Annotated in this window: 17 protein-coding genes; 1 reads left to right on the plus strand and 16 read right to left on the minus strand. The window is 68.8% G+C overall.

Features of this window, described 5'->3' with window-relative positions; translation table 11 throughout:
• Nucleotides 1–19: 19 nt before the first annotated feature.
• Genes ectA through AB0N89_RS21425 form a run of 13 tightly spaced genes read right to left on the minus strand, consistent with a single transcriptional unit; the run spans nucleotide 20 to nucleotide 10,425 of the window.
• On the minus strand, nucleotides 20–541 hold the full coding sequence (gene ectA / locus AB0N89_RS21365; RefSeq protein ID WP_364206953.1) for a diaminobutyrate acetyltransferase: 522 nt from the start codon (nucleotides 539–541) through the stop codon (nucleotides 20–22).
• On the minus strand, nucleotides 538–1,317 hold the full coding sequence (locus AB0N89_RS21370; RefSeq protein ID WP_364206955.1) for an enoyl-CoA hydratase-related protein: 780 nt from the start codon (nucleotides 1,315–1,317) through the stop codon (nucleotides 538–540). The genes ectA and AB0N89_RS21370 overlap by 4 nt, the downstream gene beginning before the upstream one ends.
• Nucleotides 1,314–1,553 carry an acyl carrier protein gene (locus AB0N89_RS21375; protein ID WP_364206957.1) on the minus strand — a complete coding sequence of 80 codons (240 nt, stop codon included), beginning with the start codon at nucleotides 1,551–1,553 and terminating at the stop codon, nucleotides 1,314–1,316. The genes AB0N89_RS21370 and AB0N89_RS21375 overlap by 4 nt, the downstream gene beginning before the upstream one ends.
• Nucleotides 1,554–1,573: 20 nt before the next feature.
• Nucleotides 1,574–2,563: a hypothetical protein gene (locus tag AB0N89_RS21380; protein WP_364206959.1), complete on the minus strand. Its 990-nt coding sequence runs from the start codon at nucleotides 2,561–2,563 to the stop codon at nucleotides 1,574–1,576.
• On the minus strand, nucleotides 2,560–3,180 hold the full coding sequence (locus AB0N89_RS21385) for a 4'-phosphopantetheinyl transferase superfamily protein (RefSeq protein WP_364206961.1): 621 nt from the start codon (nucleotides 3,178–3,180) through the stop codon (nucleotides 2,560–2,562). The genes AB0N89_RS21380 and AB0N89_RS21385 overlap by 4 nt, the downstream gene beginning before the upstream one ends.
• Complete coding sequence (locus tag AB0N89_RS21390; RefSeq protein WP_364206962.1) at nucleotides 3,177–3,662, minus strand: flavin reductase family protein; 486 nt, start codon at nucleotides 3,660–3,662, stop codon at nucleotides 3,177–3,179. Before AB0N89_RS21390 ends, AB0N89_RS21385 begins: the two co-directional genes overlap by 4 nt.
• A gap of 7 nt (nucleotides 3,663–3,669) precedes the next feature.
• Nucleotides 3,670–4,848, minus strand: coding sequence for an acyl-CoA dehydrogenase family protein (locus AB0N89_RS21395; protein WP_364206964.1), 1,179 nt, complete (start codon nucleotides 4,846–4,848; stop codon nucleotides 3,670–3,672).
• Nucleotides 4,848–5,102: a phosphopantetheine-binding protein gene (locus tag AB0N89_RS21400; RefSeq protein WP_364206966.1), complete on the minus strand. Its 255-nt coding sequence runs from the start codon at nucleotides 5,100–5,102 to the stop codon at nucleotides 4,848–4,850. The genes AB0N89_RS21395 and AB0N89_RS21400 overlap by 1 nt, the downstream gene beginning before the upstream one ends.
• Before the next feature lie 11 nt (nucleotides 5,103–5,113).
• Nucleotides 5,114–6,337 (minus strand): type III PLP-dependent enzyme, encoded by a 1,224-nt coding sequence (locus AB0N89_RS21405; RefSeq protein WP_364206968.1) that lies wholly within the window; start codon nucleotides 6,335–6,337, stop codon nucleotides 5,114–5,116.
• Entirely contained in the window at nucleotides 6,334–7,797 is a 1,464-nt protein-coding gene (locus AB0N89_RS21410) for a class I adenylate-forming enzyme family protein (protein WP_364206970.1), read from the minus strand. The genes AB0N89_RS21405 and AB0N89_RS21410 overlap by 4 nt, the downstream gene beginning before the upstream one ends.
• Nucleotides 7,794–8,075 (minus strand): acyl carrier protein, encoded by a 282-nt coding sequence (locus tag AB0N89_RS21415; protein WP_364206972.1) that lies wholly within the window; start codon nucleotides 8,073–8,075, stop codon nucleotides 7,794–7,796. Before AB0N89_RS21415 ends, AB0N89_RS21410 begins: the two co-directional genes overlap by 4 nt.
• The gene (locus tag AB0N89_RS21420) at nucleotides 8,072–9,544 is read right to left on the minus strand and encodes an amino acid adenylation domain-containing protein (RefSeq protein ID WP_364206974.1); all 1,473 of its coding nucleotides are present in this window, start codon (nucleotides 9,542–9,544) and stop codon (nucleotides 8,072–8,074) included. The genes AB0N89_RS21415 and AB0N89_RS21420 overlap by 4 nt, the downstream gene beginning before the upstream one ends.
• Nucleotides 9,541–10,425, minus strand: coding sequence for a hypothetical protein (locus AB0N89_RS21425; RefSeq protein ID WP_364206976.1), 885 nt, complete (start codon nucleotides 10,423–10,425; stop codon nucleotides 9,541–9,543). Before AB0N89_RS21425 ends, AB0N89_RS21420 begins: the two co-directional genes overlap by 4 nt.
• 790 nt (nucleotides 10,426–11,215) lie before the next feature.
• On the opposite strand from AB0N89_RS21425, the gene AB0N89_RS21430 reads away from it, so the two are divergent.
• On the plus strand, nucleotides 11,216–11,662 hold the full coding sequence (locus AB0N89_RS21430) for a DUF6292 family protein (protein ID WP_364206978.1): 447 nt from the start codon (nucleotides 11,216–11,218) through the stop codon (nucleotides 11,660–11,662).
• Nucleotides 11,663–11,680: 18 nt separating this feature from the next.
• On the opposite strand, the gene AB0N89_RS21435 is transcribed toward AB0N89_RS21430, so the two are convergent.
• The 3 genes from AB0N89_RS21435 to AB0N89_RS21445 all read right to left on the minus strand — a co-directional run bounded on the left by AB0N89_RS21435 (nucleotide 11,681) and on the right by AB0N89_RS21445 (nucleotide 16,912).
• Nucleotides 11,681–12,139 (minus strand): STAS domain-containing protein, encoded by a 459-nt coding sequence (locus AB0N89_RS21435; RefSeq protein ID WP_364206980.1) that lies wholly within the window; start codon nucleotides 12,137–12,139, stop codon nucleotides 11,681–11,683.
• A gap of 379 nt (nucleotides 12,140–12,518) precedes the next feature.
• Nucleotides 12,519–12,809: an STAS domain-containing protein gene (locus AB0N89_RS21440; RefSeq protein WP_364206982.1), complete on the minus strand. Its 291-nt coding sequence runs from the start codon at nucleotides 12,807–12,809 to the stop codon at nucleotides 12,519–12,521.
• Nucleotides 12,809–16,912 carry a SpoIIE family protein phosphatase gene (locus tag AB0N89_RS21445; RefSeq protein ID WP_364206984.1) on the minus strand — a complete coding sequence of 1,368 codons (4,104 nt, stop codon included), beginning with the start codon at nucleotides 16,910–16,912 and terminating at the stop codon, nucleotides 12,809–12,811. Before AB0N89_RS21445 ends, AB0N89_RS21440 begins: the two co-directional genes overlap by 1 nt.
• Nucleotides 16,913–17,053: the final 141 nt, after the last annotated feature.

Below are 17,053 nucleotides of genomic sequence, written 5' to 3' on the forward strand. Positions count from 1 at the left end.
GCAGGATCCCGGCATCGGCTCAGCCTTGCCGCACGGTCGCGATGGAGAACCGGTACAGCATCTCCGCCTCGTGCCCGTCGCCGAGTTCCCCGGTGCCGAACAGTTCGCTGACGTCCAGCTCTCCGTCGTATTTCGCGGCGAGCTTCCGCATCAGCATGATGACGGCCCGATTGCTCGGGTTGACCGTCGTCTCGAAGGTCCGGGCGCCGTCGGAACGGACCCGGCGCGTGATCTCGTCCATCATCGCGAAAGCGAGTCCCGGTACCGGCCGGTCCTGATCGATCGCCGACTGCCAGGCGAAGTAGACGGCGGGGTCGCGCGGCGGCCGGTACCCGGTCACGAAACCGAGGATCGCGCCGTCGTGCTCGGCCACCAAGGAGGTCGACGCGAAGTCGCGGCACCAGATCAGGTACGCGTACCGCGTGTTGACGTCGAGCCGTCCGGACCGGCGCACGAGATCGTGCACGCCGGCGGCGTCCTCGACGGCCGGGGACCGCAGTGTCACCTGGAACGCGGCCGTTTCGCTGGATGCGGAGGTCATCGTGCTGCCTCGATTCGTTCGGTCATGGCGTGTCCGATCCGGGACGGGGCGTGTTCGCTGTTCCACAGCGCGACCCGGTCCAGCCCGGCGACCAGCGCCGGCGCGTGCGGCTCGTCGAGCACTCGTTTCACCTCGGCGAGCACGGACGGCGGTTTGGCCCGGGCGAGGTCCGCGAACCGATCGGCCGCCTGCCGGGCGGCGGCCATCGAGGGTGCCACGTCGTTGACCAGGCCGGCCCGCAGCGCGCGGTCCGCCTCGAACCGGCCCCCGCCGAGGGCCAGTTCCCGGACCACTCCCTCCCCGGCGAGGCGGGGCAGCCGCTGCAGTCCCCCGAGATCGGCGACCACGCCCAGGTCGGCTTCGGGCATGGAGAACCAGGCACGCTCGGTCGCGAACCGGACGTCGCACGCGCTGACCAGCTCGAACGCGGCCCCGGTGCATTCACCGTCGATGATCGCGACGACCGGGCGCGGGCAGGAAGCCAGACCGGTGATCGCCTGCTGCAGCCGCCGGATGTCGGACGACAGCGTCTCGGCGGTTTCGCCGCGCCGCCCGGCGCGCCGGAGCCGGGTGAGGTACCACCGCAGGTCGAGCCCGCGGGAGAAAAGGTCCCCCGCTCCCCGCAGGAACACGCACCCGCGTTCCTCGGTGAGCGAGCCGGTCAACTCGGCGAGTTCGGTCCAGAACGCGCCGCCGAGCACATTTCCCTCGCCGGTTCCCCGCACGACGACGTCGAGATCTCCCTCCGAGGTCCGCTCGACGGACAGCGCGGTCATGTCGCGCCATCCCGTTCGACGATGATCGCGAGATCACCGATCCGGTGGATGTTGCCGAGGTCTTCGTCCTCGATCGTGCAGCCGAAGTGGTCCTCCACCTGGGAAAGCAGGTCGATCACCTGCGCCGAGTTCATCCGGAGGTCGTTCTCGAGTGACGAGTCCGCGGTGATCTCGCCGGGCGGCTCTTCGAGCTGTTCGCGGACGAGCGCGGCGATGGCGGGTACGGAGTCGGACATGGCAGGCAGCTCCTTTCTGGTCAGTCGCCGGTGCCGTCGAGCACGGCGAGCGCTCCGGCGGCGCTGCGGCCGGTCTCGTGTTCGAGGTCGGCCAGCTCGGCGAACGCGCCCCGCACCAGGGACGGGCGAGCCCGGCCACGGTGGACCGACGCGGTCGCGAAGCGCAGAGTGCGCGGCAGCTTCGACCAGCCATCGGCCGCCGAGGTGAGCGTTCTCCGCTGCCGGGCGTCGGTGGTGCGGTAGTGCATGTGGCGAGTCAGCCGCCGGTAGCGGAAGAGATGGTGCCGCGACGCGGCCCAGCAGTCGTCGACGATGCCGGGATCGTCGAGCAGCGCGTCGCCATCGGACAGACGTTCACCCAGGCGTTCCAGGGCGGTGGCGCTGTCGGCGATCCAGCCAGCAGGCAGTAAGGAGGGCCGCAGTTGCGGGAACCTCCGCTGGAGCAGCAGGTAGCGGCTGTCGCCGGGTACGGGGACCTCGAACCCGAACGCGAAAGTGTTACGCAGGCGGTGTTTCGCGGGTTCGTCATGGTCCCTGCGCATGAGCGTGCCGAGTCCGGTGTCGTCGATCCAGCCGTCGAACGGCACCTGTTCGGCGCCGCTGGTCATCAGTCCGGTGAACCGGTCGTGGACGTGCCAACGGCCGTCACGATGGCCGTCGACGAGCACGAAATGCGGCGCCGCCGCACCGCCTGGGGCCGCCGACCATGGCAGCTGGGAGCTGTAGCCCACGACCAAGGCCCGGCCGTACCTGCCGATCTCGTGCCGGACGGCCGCACGGACCGCTTCGAAGTCGTCGAAGCCCTGGTAGGTCAGCCGCGACCCGTCACCGAGCCGGTTGAGCGGGCGGTCGTGGTGCGACATCGCGATCAAACCGTCGGGCCGGTCGAGGTCGACGGCCAGCCGCACGGACGCGGCGAGGAAGTCGGCGCCGGACGGTGTCTCGCTTCCTTCGAGGTAGGCCGCGAGGTTGGCGGTGTAACAGCTGAGCCCGGGCGCCGTCTCCGTCATCGGTTCGTCCTTTCCGTGTACGCGCAGCAGACCGCGGCGGCGCTGTCGGCGTCTCGCAGGTGCAGCCACCGCAGTGCCCGCCAGGAGCCCGTCCGGTCGCCGGGGTGAACGGGGATTTTCCAGGGGTGACCGGCGATCCCCTCGCCGGTCGCCTTGACGCAGGCTTCCTGCGCGGCCCAGATCCGGGCGAACCGCCGGGCGCGTTCCGGCGGTGGCGCCTCGGTGAGGTCCGCGACGAGGCCGGGTTCGCAGCAGCGCCGCATCATGCCGGGACTGGGCAGCCACGCTTCCTGCACGTCGACGCCGACGTCCCGGCCGGGCGCGACCGCGACGGCGACCATGTCCGCCGAATGGGACAGGCTTATCCCGACGTCACGACGTCCTGGCAGCAGGGGCTTCCCGTGTGCGGTCTTCCCGAGTCGCGTGCCGTCGATGTCCAAAGTGGACAAAGCATGGACGAGCAGCGCCCTGGCCGCGGTGTATTCCTTCGCCCGCCAGTCGGACAAGGCGCGGGCCTCCGCGGCGGCTTGGGCGGGGATCGGCAGGTGGTCGAGGACGTCCGAGATGGGTCCGAGGACGACGTGCACGCCCTCGTCGGCGTCGGTTCGCGCGATCACAGCACGGCCTTCAGTTCCCGGCGATGCACCAGAAGCGGGCTCAGTTCGTCCCGGATCTCGCTCCAGCGCGGCGCCCCGACGACCAGCACGTGGTCGGCGTACGGGAGTTCGTCCGCGACGTCGCAGGTGAGCGCCGCGACGCCGCCGCCGGGGACCGGAAGCCCGTCGACGTCGCGGAGCTCGGTGCGGTGAAAACGTTGTGTGGCGGGCAAGACGGAGAAATCCGAGCACAGGCCGCCCTGGCCCGAGCTGAGCACGGTGATCGCGAACCGCCCTGCTCGCCTGAGATGTCCCAGTGTCGAACTCCCGACGCCCAGGGCGAGCACGATCAGCGGCGGCGAGTCCGACAGGGACATGAGCGCGTTGACGGTGCATCCCGCCGGGCCGTCCGGTCCGAGGGTGGTGACGACGGTGACTCCGGTAGGCCACTGGGCCATCAGCGACCGGAACCCCGCCTGGTCTTCGGTGAGGGAGAGGGTCATCGCCGCCTCACCAGTCCAGCGTGACGTCTCGGTCGAACAGCGCCAGGGCGCCGTTCGCGTCGAGCAACCGGTCGTTGGCGTAGTTCAGGCTGGACGCGCGCAGATCGCGGAAGACCCTCTCCAGCGGGATCGCCGATCCTCGCATGTATCCGTGCCGTAGTCCGGTGAGCTCGATCAGTCCGTCGACCACCGCCAGCGCTCGCTCGGCGGCGAAAACCTTCAAGCCGTTGAGCCGCAACTGCACCGGAACAGCTTCCGGATCGGGCGCTGTCTCCGCGTCCCGGACGACTTGCCCCAGCAGGGCCGCCATGGCGTCCAGGTCGAGCCGGGCGGTGGCCAGCCGCCGCCGGAGCAGCTCCGACGCCGGATCGAACTGGCCGCGGGTGCGGGAAGAGCGGATCATCTCCAGCACCGCGGAGAGCGCGCCACGGGCGCCGCCTAGCCAGCACGCGGCCCAGCCGACGTGCCCGGTGGGCACGAACGTCCGGATCGCGACGTCGCGGAACTCCCCAGGCTCCCCCACCACGTTCGTGGGGGCGACCTCGCCGGTCAAGGTGAGCGGAACGCTGTGCGTGCCGCGCATGCCCATCGGGTTCCACTCACCTCGCCCGACGGTCACCTCCAGGTCGGCGCGGTCGGCGTAGACGAGGGAGACGTCGTCGTAGCCCGCGTCCGGTCCTTTCCGCATCGTGACGAGGAAGCCGTCGGCGACCGCGCCGCCGGTGACGATCGGAGCGTCCCGGTGGATCGCCAGCCGGGAGCCGGACGGCGTCAGCGGCGCGTCCGCGGTGAGCAGATGCCCGCCCTTGCCGCGTTCACTGGTCACTGACGCGAGGTAGACCTCACCACCGGCGATCCTCGGCAGCAGGTTCTCCCGCAGTTCGCGGCCACCGTGGGTGACGACGGCCGAAACCTGCTGGCAGTGCATCGCCCAGATCATCGCGGTGGACACGCACGCGCCGCCGAGTTCGACCGAGACCCTGGCCAGGTCGGTGAGATCGCCACCGAATCCGCCGAACTCACGCGGGACGAGCAGTCCCATCAGTCCGGACCGGCGCAGTGCCGCCAGTTGTTCCACCGGGAATTCGGCCGATTCGTCGATCGCTCGGGCGTGTTCCCGGAGCACCGGGATGACCTCGGCGGTCCGCTCGGCCAAGGTGGCCGGTTCCGTCGCGGTCGCGGTCATCAGCTGCTCACCCCCGCGTCGTGGGCCTGGCGGACCCGGTCGTACAGCGCGCCCTGCGTGGCGAAGGTGCTGTCGGTCATCGCGTCGTCGGGAAGTTGCACGCCGAATTCGTCTTCCAGGTCGAAGAGCAGGTCGATGGCGCGCATCGAGTTCAGGCCGAGCTCCTTGAGCTTGGCGTCGGCCGTCAGGTCCTGTCCCGGTTCGAGGTTCGTGAGGTGCTTGCGCAGGACGAGGTTGAAACGTTCGGTGTCCATGGTTCCTCCAGTCAGAGCGGGTCCCGGCCGACGGTCAGTCGGGACGCGGATTCGACACGGCCGTCCGTGACGACGATTTCGGCGGGCGCGGGGTGGCCGAGGAAGGCCAGCAGGCTGGCCGTCGGGCCGTAGGCGCCGGTGTTGGGGATGGTGACCAGGTCCCCGGTGGCCAGCGGCGGGAGCTGCGCGCCGCGGGCGAGGACGTCGAGCGGGGTGCACAGCGGTCCGGCCACGGTGGTGGGTTCGCCGCCGGGTGTGTGTTCGCCGCCAGCGCCGTGCACGGAAGCCGAGACGGCCGGGATGCGCCGCAGTCCGGACATCCCGCCGAGGTGGTGCACCCCCGTGTCGAGCATCGCGTACCGGGTCCCTTTGGAGGACTTGACGTCCACCACCCGGCTGACGAGCACCCCGCAGTCGCCGACGAGGTACCGGCCGGACTCGAACGAGATCGACGGCGTGCCGTCACGCCAGCCGGGGAGCTGTTCGTCCAGCAGCGCTTCGAGACCGGCGGCCAGCCCACCGAACACCGGACGGTCACCGGCGCGGGCGAACGGGAGGCCGAAACCGCCGCCGAGGTCGACCTCGGTGAGGCCGGGGAACACCGTCGCCAGTTTCGCGGCGATGCCGATGCCGACCTCGAACTGGGCGAGCAGGTCCTTCTCTTCGGTGAGGTTCGTGCCCATGTAGAGGTGCAGTCCCGAGACGGTGGCGTGCGGCCTGCTGCCGAACCGCGGCGTCTCCGCCAGCACCCACGAAAGGTCGGCGCCGAACTGTGAGGACGTGCCGGTCATGCTCAGCCCGGCACCAGGTACGGCGAGATCGGCGTTGATCCGCAACGCGCACTCGGTGCGGACGTCGCGTTGGGCGGCCAGCCGGTCGACCCGCGTCAGGTCCTCCGGCGACTCCACCGAAAAGCGCCGGACGCCGTGCTCCAGGGCGTGGGCCACGGTCCCCTCGGTCTTGGCCGGACCGGTCAGCAGGATCGCATCGGACGTGACGCCTGCCCCGAGCGCGGCGTCGATTTCGCCGGTGGAGCTGACTTCGGCACGGCACCCGAGCGCATGGAGCAGCCCGATCACCCTCGGATGCGGGTTGGCCTTCACCGAGTAGTACACGGTGGAAGGTCGAGGGAGCGCGGCGACGAGATCCGCGTGCGCTCGTTCGATCGCATCCAGGTCGTAGACGAAGGCAGGCGTGCCGAACCGTTCGGCGACGGCGGTGGGCGTGGTCGTCACAGCGCGGCCTCCAGTTCTCGTTTGTCGACCTTTCCGTTGACACCGTGCGGGATCTCGGCGAGGACCAGCAGACGGTCGGGCACCTTGTGCGGCTCCAGCCGCCGGTTCAGTTCGGCGCGCAGCCTCACTTCGTCCAGTGATCCGGTGACGGCCAGGACGGCGGGGCGGCCGTCTCGCGGTGGCAGGACCGCGACCTCGGTGACACCGTCGACGTCAGCGGCGGCTCCTTCGACCTCGATCGCGCTGACCCGGAACCCGTTCTGCTTGTAGATGTCGTCGTCACGGCCGTCGAAGTAGATGTGGCCTTCGCCGTCGACGCGGCACCGGTCGCCGGTGAGAAGTGTGGCGCGCCCGAATTCGTCGCGCGGGAAACGGGCGGCGGTCAGCTCCGGTGCCCGCCAGTACCCGGCCATCACGTTCGGCCCGCGCACGGCGAGCTGACCGACCTGTCCGGTGGGCAGTTCCTCGCCGTCTTCGCCGAGGACGACGACTTCGGTGCCCGGCAGCGGTTTCCCCACCGAACCGGGCCTGACGACGTCGGCGTTCGGGCTTTCGATCGAGACACGCTTGCATTCGGTCAACCCGTACATCGGGACGACCAGCAGTTCGGGCGCGTACTCGCGGAGTTTCGCCGACGTCGCCGGGGAAAGCGCCGCGCCGGTGTTGGTGACCAGCCGGAGTGTCCCGGGCAGGCGGCCTGCCCGTCCGGCGAGCCGCAGAAGCGTCGCGGCGAGGCCGGGGACCAGTGGGAGTACCGAGATCCGGCGCGCCTCCAAGGTGCGCAACAGCGCGGGCCCGGCGTCGCCGTCATCACCGAGTACCAGGCAGGCACCAGCCGACGCGGCCAGGAACACTTGGTAAAGCCCATAATCGAAGGACAGCGGCAGACAGCAGAACACCCGGTCCTCAGGCAGGTAGCCAAGTTTCTCGGTGATGGCGTCGATGGCGAAGAGTGCCTGGTGGTGCGTCGACACCACGGCCTTCGGTTTCGCGGTACTGCCCGAGGTGTAGATCAGGCTGAGAATGTCGGTGCCCGTCACCGTGACGGACGCGGGCTCGCCGTCGTGCTCGTCCGGCAGTTCGTCGAGCTTTCGGACACCGGAGGCCAGTTCGGCGAACGCCTCCTGCGCCTCGGCCGAGGCCAGCACCAGTTTCGGTTCGCTGTCCCGCACGATGTGCTCGAGGTGGAACGGCCGCGTCTGATCGCTCACCACCACGTAGACGGCTCCGATCCGCGAGGTCGCGTAGAGCAGCGCGACGGTGTCCGCGGCGTGCGGCGCCGCGATGAGGACCCGGTCTCCGCGCCCGACGCCCTGCGCGGTCAACCAGGCCGCGAGTGTCCGCGAACGCCGGGCGAGGTCACGGTAGGTCCAGGTCAGGTCACCACGGACGACGGCGGGCGCGTCCGGCGTGCCGGTCGCCCGGAGGTCGACCAGATCGTGCAGCAGACGCGCGGTCATGACCGTCCTCCGTCCGCGCCGGCGACACTCAGCAAGCCGGCGAGGGAGTCCACGGTCTCGAAGGCTTCCGGCACGATGCCGTCCGCGGGGACTTCGACGCGCCAGCGGTCCTCTAGGCGTTCCAGCACGCTGACGATGGCGACCGAGTCGAAACCCGGCAGGTCGAACAGGGTCCTCTCGGCGACCACGTCGTCCGTGGTGAGGCCGAGCAGATCGGCGATGGTGCCGGTGATGGATTCGGTCAGCGCCGCGGTGGGCGGCGAGGTGGCCGGGGTCATCGGGTCTCCGCTCCTCGGTCGAGGTCGAGCGCGCCGATCAGCGCGCGTTTGGATGTCTTGCCGGTGCCGGTGGTCGGCAGTCCGTCGAGCACGTGGACGCGGGCGGGCACCATGTAGTGCGGCAGGTGATCGCGGCAGTGCCGCAGCAACGCCGGGATCAGTGATTCGTGGTCGGCCGCGCCCCGCGGGACCACGGCCGCGTGCAGTTCGTTGGTCAGCGCCGGATCCGGGACGGCGACCACGGCGACGGAGTCGACCTCCGGATGGGTGGCGAGCTGGGCCTCGACGTCGCCGAGTTCGACGCGGTAGCCGCGGGTCTTGACCAATCCGTCGTTGCGTCCGAGCAGGCGCAGTGTCCCGTCTTCGTCGCGCCGGGCGAGATCCCCGGTGCGATAGAATCGGCGAGGTCCACTGTGGACCATCGCCGCCTCCGTCAGCCCGGGACGACCGAGGTATCCCGGCGTGACGCAATCACCGGCGACGACGAGTTCCCCTTCCGCGGCACCTTCCACGCTGATGTTCCCGTCTTCGGTCCGCAACCCGATCGTGGTGCCGTCGACCGGAGATCCGATCGGGATCCGGACGCCGGGTTCCGGTGGGGCCCCCACCACGTGGCTGGTGACGACGTTGGTCTCGATGGGGCCGTACAGGTTCGCCATCCGGGCCTGAGGCAGCGCGCGCATGAGGTCGGCCAGCGGCGCGGCACGGAACTCCTCGCCCGCGAACAGCACCCGGCGCAGGTCCGGCAGCCCTTCCTCGGCCAGCTTCGTGCGGCGGACCAGCGCGCTGAGCGCGGTCGGCACCGCGTAAAGGTGGGTGATGCGGCGTTCACGGAGAAACCGCCCGAAGGCTTGGGGGAACAGCGCGGCTCGTTCGGGGACGAGGTGCAGCCAGGCTCCCGCCCCGAGACCGACGAAGAGGTCGTACACGGGCAGGTCGAAATGCAACGGTGCGTGCACCGCGATCCGATCGGCCGGGTCGAGCGGGAAGGCACGCTCCGCCCAGGAAACGAAGGCCGCGGCGTTCTCATGGGTGATCACCACCCCCTTGGGCTCGCCGGTCGAACCGGACGTGTACAGCACGTATGCCTCGTCTCCCGGTGCCGGACCCGGCGGCGCCGCGGGTCCGCCGGGCGCGTCGAGCAGAGCGCCGAGATCGAGGTCGTCGAACACGCGGGTACAGCCGGCGTCTTCCACGATGAAGCGTCGGCGCTCCTCCGGTAGACCGGAATCGATGGGAACATAAGGGATTCCGGCGCGGAGGCAGCCCAGGAACGCGACCACCGCACTGGCTCGTTTGCGGCTCACGACCGCGATCCGGCCGCGAGTTCCGACAAGCTCGGCCGCGAGCACTCCGGCAGCATGGGCGAGTTCACCGTAGGTCAGGTCACGGCCGTCGCCGTCGGTCACGGCGGGCCGATCCGGTTGTTCGGCGGCCTTGGCGAAGAATCGGTGATGGATGGCCTTCACTGCGTCACCCTCCGGATCCGGTCGGCGTTCAGGTGGGTTCGCGCGGTCCGGGCTTCGGCATCGAGCGCCGCGGCCAACGCGTCGGTCACTGTGGCGGGGACCGAACGGCCGGCTTCGGCGCGCCGGACTGCCACATAGGTCAGTTCCCGCAGTTTCCGCCACTTCGGGACGACGTCCTCGGCCATGGCGAGGGCGAAGTCCTCAACGGGCGTTCCTTGATCGGCGAGCCACAGCGCGTGCAACTCCCGGTCCCTGGTGAGCAACCAGGTCTCCAGCGTCAGCCTTTTGAGTGCTTCGGCGGTCAGTTCCTGGTGCGCGCCGAGGAAAGCGGCCACCGTCCCCTCCCGGTGGGCGCCGTCGATCGCTTCGCAGTTCGACAGCACCTCGCGGACGGGATCGATCGGCTCCCGCGTCCCGGACGACCGCAACGTCGCCCACGAGCCCTGGTCCAGCGCGTGCCCGAGGTCCCCGAGCGCGATTTTGGTGGCCAGGGGTTCGGCACGCCCCCAATGGGTCACGTTTTCGTAGGGATCGACCACGTGTATTTGCGGTTCACGACCGTCCCCGACGCCTTCGACGACGAATCCATGAGTCATGTGCTCGTTTTCGTAATACGGCAGCCACGGCATCCGGAACGCGTCGCCGGTGACCGCGACCGCCCGCCCGTCTCGTAGTTCGTCGCGCCATTCCTCGATCGCTTCGGCGATATTTCCGATCGGCCGCCACTCCGGCCAGAACCCAGTGAAGCGCCGTACTGATCTGACCCGTGCACGCGGCGGCAGGTCGACCATCACGCCAGTGTGGACGTCCTCGATGGTCCGAAATGCCCATTGGTGCGCGAAAGGTGTCCGGATGTCGACGACGCCGGCCTGTGCCAGCAACAGCGCGACGGTGTCCCAGACGCAATCGAGAAAAGGTGAATCAACCCTATCGAGCAAGTGTGCACAAGGAGCAAAAGATCGCATTTCCTGCATTTATTTCCCCCACGCTCTCGATGAGAACGAGATCAAGAAGATTTCGTCGATGTGCGATGACTAATGTCTACCCCAACCTCAATACGCCTGCAACGTGGCCTGTTCGAGTGATAAGCAATAGAAGACGCAGACTATCCGCGAGCCGGTGAAGCAAACGGGACAACCCGGTGCAATAACGGTCGCGACCGGAGTAGCCGCCTTGAGCCGACTGGCGCAGCATCGGCGTCAGATTCGCCCGATCGGCCGCCGGGCGCCCTGTCCCGAGTGGCGGTACTGCCGCCGCGCACGCGAGCGGCGGACGTCAAGGAGACCGCACCCGTCCGGCCTCCAGGTACGCGGTACCTGCGGTCAAGAGCTCTTATCCGCTTGAAGCCGCTTTGAGTTCGAAGCTTCGCCGTTCTCCGAGCGACAAGGGCACGATTCTGCCCCGCCTTGCGGACGCTCGACCATACGCTGACCGTGGTGACCCTCCGCGGAAACGGAACCGCCGGGCTCCAAGCCGGGAGCGTCTTCGGGCTCCGGTCCGGGTGTGGTCATGGTCTTCACCGTGACAGATCCGCCCGTCCCGGCAGCGTGGCGAATCCAGGTTTGAATCGGCCTCCCTGTGGACATCCTGCTTTCGCACGGGTCGATCCCCGTTGCCGCGTCAAGCAGTCGGCGTCGTGTCACGACAAGACGCACAGAGGAGCGAAACGGGATGGAATCGGAGTTCGGCGGAGCGGCCGTCCGAGGTTTGCACAATTACGTGCGGATCGTGATCGGGGAACTCGGGTTGAGCGGAAACGCCTACTACGCGCAACTCGATCCGTCTGCCGGGGCGTACATCGCCTTGGAGCGGAGGCTGCCCGAACACACCGGGTGCGACGTCGCCCTGGTGTGGAACGAACTAAAGGGCTGGGCGCTGGCTCTCGAAATGGACAGCGCGGCGGACCTTCTCGTGGTCCAGCGTCTCGGGGCCGACCTCCTTCCCGCGCCCCGGGTAGTGGCCGCGTTCACGCGAAAGGCCTACGAGGGTGAGGTCATGTCGAACAGGGACATCTCGTCGCCTCCACATTGCGAAGCCCTTGTCGATCGCCTGGCTGCTTACTCCGGCCTTCCCCACACCGCTATTCCCGGTGACGACCGGCCGGCGACCACGGTGTAGGCACCGGCCGGCACTGGGTCAGGAGAACGAGTCAGGCCCCTCGGTCCGCGTCAGTTCGCGAACCGCGGTCTTCATCAACGGGTACACCGGGACGCGCACGTCGAGATCGAACAGCCGCAAAATCCTTAGTACCGCGGCGGAATCGGTCACGAGGCCGATGCGGCGGCGCTCGGTCACCGCCCTGCTCGCCTCGGCCTGCAACACTTCCAGCCCGGCCGCGCCGAGGAAGGTCAGCTGAGACAGATCGAACACCGTGGCGGCGGGCAGCGGCTGGGACAGATTTTGCCGGAGCAACGACGCGGTACGCATGTCCAGCTCACCTGATACGGCGAGGATCAGGAGATCGGTCGTCACGGTGTGGTGCCAGACACCCGTCGGTCGCGCCTCGAGAGGCCGAGCATAGAACCCCAGCCCGCCGGGGCCAGGAGTGGTGAGAACGGCGGCGGAGCGGCCATCGGTGTGGTGGGTCGAAGTCATGGTGGTCTCCCGGTGATCGGGACGACACGGGACGGCAAGTGGGCCTGCGCTATGTGCACGAAGGAACTCGCGGAAACGCGTCGCCGGGCCGCTCACGACCCCTTCTCCAGGGCGTGGCGGGCGGACGTCGGCATCGTGCACGCGAAGCTACGGATTGAACCCCACGCACCACTCACCGTACACCGGCTGATCGATCTTCACAGACACCTGAGCGATCGAATTCAAGAGCCCACGTCACGAGGTCTATCGCGCCGTTGACTCTCCATCGAAGATCGCTGGCCGGCGTTCTCCCGGCCGCCGCGGTCGAGGGTGAAATCCGGCCAACGGTCCTCCCCCGCGAGGTCGTCGGTGCGGTAGATATCGTGCTCGGCCAGGCTGATCACTGCTCGACGTCGACGAGCTCCGCGAGTCCGCTGACGGTGAGGACGGGCATCAGCAGCGGGCCGGTGCGAATGCGGATCTTGTCGGCATAGGTGAACAGCGCGTGGATACCGCCGCTGTCGAGGTACTCCACCCCGCGCAGGTCGACGATGGCCGTACCGTTCCGCGTCGCGTCAGCGAGCGCGCCGCCGAAAGCGTCGACATTGCTCAGATCGATCTCGCCGGAGGCGACCAGGAGGACGACACCGTCTTCACGGCTGTCCGTGGAGAAAGTGAGCTGAGCGCCCATCAGGAAAACCTCGCCTTCAGATAAACGGTGGTTCCGGCATCTCCTTGTTCGACGGTGACCTCGTCCATGAAGGCGCGCATGAGGATCAGGCCGCGTCCTCGATCGGAGACCTCGTCGACGCTGGGATTTTTCCACGAGCCGGTGTCCTGGACGACCAGGTCCACGCTGTCGGCCGAGGCGGCGGCCTGAAGCCGGACGAGGCCGTCGGGATCGTCGCGATGGCCGTGCTCGACGGCGTTGGCGGTGGCCTCGCCCGCCGCGACGAGGATGTTCTGCAGCAGGTCGGCGTCCAGCCCGCAGCGCTGGAGCCATTCGCGCAACGCCCTTCGCACGAACGCCAGTTCGCCCACGTCGGCGGGAAAGCTCACATCGAGTGGGCCCGGACTGCGATAGGTCAGCAATGCCACATCGTCCTCATATCCATCGGGCGGAGCCAGCTCGGACATGAGCAGTCCGGCCAGGCATTCGAGGGTGGAGTCGCTGTTCTCGGCGATCAGCGCGGCGGCGCGGTCGATACCGTCGCTGAGCGAGCGGCGACGCCGTTCGACGAGACCGTCGGTGTACAGCAGCAGCGTGGCCCGGGGAGGGATGACGACGCGTGCCTCAGGACGCGGTCTGCCGGGCCGGACACCCAGCGGAATCGATCGGCCACCTTCCAGCAGCTGAGCGGTTCCGTCCGCGCCGACCAGCACCGGCGGTGGGTGCCCGGCGGCGGCATAACTCAGCTCGCCGGTGTCCGGTGAGAGCACCGCGCAGAACGCGGTGGTGCAGACGGCGCCGGGCAGATGGCCGGCGAAGCGGTCCAATCCGGTCAAGGCCGCCGCCGGGCTGGGGTTCTCCGTCAGCAGGGCGCGGCAAGCGCTGCGCAACTGTCCCATCACGGTGGCCGCGGCGAGACCGTGCCCTACGCAGTCACCGACGGCCAGGGCGATACGTCCGTCTTCGAGCTCGACGACGTCATACCAGTCACCGCCGACCTGCAGCGGGCTGTTGGCCGGCTGATACCGGGCGGCGAAGCCCTCGGGTAGCCGGTGTGGACCGAGGATCGCGTGCTGGAGCGCCAGCGCGACTTCCCGCTGCTGATCGATCTGATGCACCCTGGCGAGGCCTTGTCCCAGCCGTCCGGCCAGTACCGTCAACAAGGTCTCGTCTTCGGCGGTGATCGGCCGTGTTTCGGCCAGTTCGAGCCAGAGGACCAAGGCGCCACCCGGGTGCTGGAGCGAGATTCCGACCGTGCCGGGCTCGCCCGCCACGAGGCTCAGCGGGTGTGAGCCGCGCAAAGCGCTGACTGCCTGCCGGGATCGAGTTGCCAGGTCCTCCCAGCGCACCGGGTCGCCGACGATCACCGGATCGGTGTCACGGCCTTGTGCGGGAAAGAGGACGGCCAGCACCCGGCGTGCCTTCCAGACCCGGCGGAGCTCGTCCATCGCGGCGAGCAGAGCTTCGTCGACGGAGTCCGCCTGCGCGAGTTGCTGGTTCAGGCCGGAGAGGGCGCTCTGGCGCTGGACCGCGTAGTGCTCCGCGGTCACGTCGCGGAACGTGCCGACCGTGACACGTCTTCCGCTGTCGGGATCTTCGACCTGGTTGAAGCTGGCGGTGACCCACAGCCGGTGACCGTCGCGGTGGTCGACGGGGATGGTGTAGCTGCCACGCCGATCGCGCAGCACGGTGTCGAAGGCGTCGGAGACGAGCCGGTGCGCGTCGGGATCAGTGTCCGCGTCCGGCCACCACGGGTGGACCGGCTGGTACGGCAGGCTCTCCGGGCCGTATCCGAGGATCTCGGTGAAGGCGTTGTTGATCTCGACGACAGCTCCGTGTTCGTCACAGACGAAAAAGGCTTCCTGCAGCGAGTCGATCAGCGCGGCACGCCACCGGGCGGACCGCGCGCGCAAGCGGGCGAGTTCGACGTTCGCCCGGACGCGGGCCAGCAGTTCGGCCGAGGCGAACGGCTTGACGAGGTAGTCGTCGGCGCCGGCTCGCAGCCCCTCGATGGAGGCTTCCTGACCGGCTCGTGCCGAGAGCAGCAGGACGGGCACCGCGGCGGTGCGCGGTTCACCGCGCAGTCTCTCGACCAGGCCTAGCCCATCGAGACCCGGCATCATCACGTCGCTGATGAGGAGGTCCGGTGGTCTGGCACGAACGGCGTTGATCGCTTCACCGCCGTCCGCGACGGCCTCGACCACGTAGCCCGCCCCGGCGAGGAGCCGGGTCAGGTATTCGCGCATGTCCGCGTTGTCGTCGGCGATCACCACCCGGGCGGGGGTGGCCTGGCGCCACGCCGAGGTCTCGGCGGCCCCGGCGATGTCCGGTGTCTCGGAGGACCAGCGCCCGGCCTCCAGCACATACGGTTCCGAGGTGGAGCCGGAACCGGAACGGTCACCGGACTCGGCCAGCGAGCCGGCGGGGAGGTGAGCGGAGCCGAAAGGGAGCCGAACGGTGAACGTCGTGCCCACGCCTTCGGCGCTGTCCGCGTCGATGGTGCCACCGTGCAACTCCACGAGCTCACGCACCAGCGCGAGGCCTATCCCGCTGCCTTCATGTGAGCGGGCGCGGGTGTTCTCGATCCGGTGGAACCGCTCGAACAGATGCGGCATCTCCTTGGCGGGCACTCCTACCCCGGTGTCGGCCACGACGACGGTCGCCGTCGCCGCGTCCTGGGCCACGGTGACCATGATGGCGCCTTCGAACGTGAACTTCACCGCGTTGCTCAAGAGGTTGAAGACGACCTTCTCCCACAGATCGAGATCCAGGTACACCGGCTCGTCCAGGGCCGGGCACTCGACAGTGAACCGCAGGCCTGCCCGCTCGACGGCCGACTGGAACACGCCGGCCAGTTCCGCGGTCACGGCCGGGAGATCCACCGGTGCGAAGCTGGCCTGCATACGCCCTGCTTCGATCCTTGAGAAGTCCAGCAGCGTGTTGACCAGCTTGCTCAGCCGAGATCCGTTGCGGTGAACGACTTCCAGGTCCGCGCGAACGGCGTCGTCCAGGCTCGACGCGCTCGAAAGCAGCCCTTTCACCGGCCCCATGATCAAGGTGAGCGGGGTGCGGAACTCGTGGCTGATGTTCGAAAAGAAGACCGTCTTCGCCCTGTCCAGTTCCGCGAGTTCCTCCGCGCGCCGCTGCTGCGCCTGATAGCTGCGGGCACTGGTGATCCCGGCGGCGATGTGCGTCGCCACCAGTTCGATGAAGCCGCGGTAGCCGTCGTCGAGGTCGCGATACCGGTTCAGCCCGGCCACCAGGAACCCTTGGGGCACGCCTCCCTGCTGTCTCAGCGGAATGACCAGGGCCTGGGTGGGAGGCGCGGGCCACTCCCCGGCAGGCAGCCCGGCCGTCGTGTCTTCGTCGAGATCGATCAGCACCGTCCCGCCCTCGGCCATCTGCTTCACCGGCAACTCAGGCGACGGCACGGTAACCCCCGCCGCGAGGCCGGTCGACGCGGCTTGCCGAGCCGACCCGTCGTCGTCGAACAGGTAGATCAGGGTGAAAGGAAGGTCACGGGTGTTCCGGCTGAGCTGGCCGACGGCGAAGGCGAGCACCTGGGCTTCGGTGGTGATCACACTGGGGTCCGAGCCGAGGTCTCGCAGCGTCGCCATCCGGCGCTCGCCGATGATCCGGTCGGTCTCCTCGCTCACCACGCACAACAAGCCGACCACCTGGCCGGTGTCGTCGTACAGCGGGCTGTAGGAGAACGTGTGGTAGCTCTCCTCCAGATAGCCGGAGCGCTCGACGAACAGCAGCAGACCTTCGTCCCAGGTCGCCTTGCCGGTGGACAGCACGGTTTCGACGCGCGGGCCGATGTCGTCCCAGATCTCCGCCCACACCTCGTTGGCCGGGCGACCGAGTGCCCACGGGTACTTCCGTCCCAATGAGTTGTGCCGATAGGCCGAGTTGCAGGCGAAGGTGAGGTCCGGCCCCCACGCCATCCACATGGAGAACCGCGACGACAGCAGGATGCCGACAGCCGTCCGCAAGCTCAGCGGCCACCCGTCGGGTCGTCCGAGCGGAGTGGCCGCCCAGTCCACCTCGACCAGATCGCGACCCACCTCGCCATCCGCGGCGAACACGTCGATCCGGCCGCTCACGGCATCTTCAGAAGGCACTCGACGCTCTTTCCTGTCCCACGCTCGCCACGGCGGCCGCGTTCCTCTCGCGATCGCGGTATACCCGCTGAGGGCCCCGATGACGCGTTCGATGACCGAGCTGGTTTCGGCCGGTCGTGCCGGGGTAACAGGAGGCGAACA

It is taken from the genome of Amycolatopsis sp. NPDC089917, from assembly GCF_040684635.1.
GTDB lineage: Bacteria > Actinomycetota > Actinomycetes > Mycobacteriales > Pseudonocardiaceae > Amycolatopsis.

Coding starts and splice junctions, on each gene's coding strand:
- ectA (WP_364206953.1), bottom strand. CDS start 541: ATGACCTCCGCATCCAGCGAAACGGCCGCGTTCCAGGTGACACTGCGG.
- AB0N89_RS21370 (WP_364206955.1), bottom strand. CDS start 1,317: ATGACCGCGCTGTCCGTCGAGCGGACCTCGGAGGGAGATCTCGACGTC.
- AB0N89_RS21375 (WP_364206957.1), bottom strand. CDS start 1,553: ATGTCCGACTCCGTACCCGCCATCGCCGCGCTCGTCCGCGAACAGCTC.
- AB0N89_RS21380 (WP_364206959.1), bottom strand. CDS start 2,563: ATGACGGAGACGGCGCCCGGGCTCAGCTGTTACACCGCCAACCTCGCG.
- AB0N89_RS21390 (WP_364206962.1), bottom strand. CDS start 3,662: ATGACCCTCTCCCTCACCGAAGACCAGGCGGGGTTCCGGTCGCTGATG.
- AB0N89_RS21395 (WP_364206964.1), bottom strand. CDS start 4,848: ATGACCGCGACCGCGACGGAACCGGCCACCTTGGCCGAGCGGACCGCC.
- AB0N89_RS21400 (WP_364206966.1), bottom strand. CDS start 5,102: ATGGACACCGAACGTTTCAACCTCGTCCTGCGCAAGCACCTCACGAAC.
- AB0N89_RS21410 (WP_364206970.1), bottom strand. CDS start 7,797: ATGACCGCGCGTCTGCTGCACGATCTGGTCGACCTCCGGGCGACCGGC.
- AB0N89_RS21415 (WP_364206972.1), bottom strand. CDS start 8,075: ATGACCCCGGCCACCTCGCCGCCCACCGCGGCGCTGACCGAATCCATC.
- AB0N89_RS21430 (WP_364206978.1), top strand. CDS start 11,216: ATGGAATCGGAGTTCGGCGGAGCGGCCGTCCGAGGTTTGCACAATTAC.
- AB0N89_RS21435 (WP_364206980.1), bottom strand. CDS start 12,139: ATGACTTCGACCCACCACACCGATGGCCGCTCCGCCGCCGTTCTCACC.
- AB0N89_RS21440 (WP_364206982.1), bottom strand. CDS start 12,809: ATGGGCGCTCAGCTCACTTTCTCCACGGACAGCCGTGAAGACGGTGTC.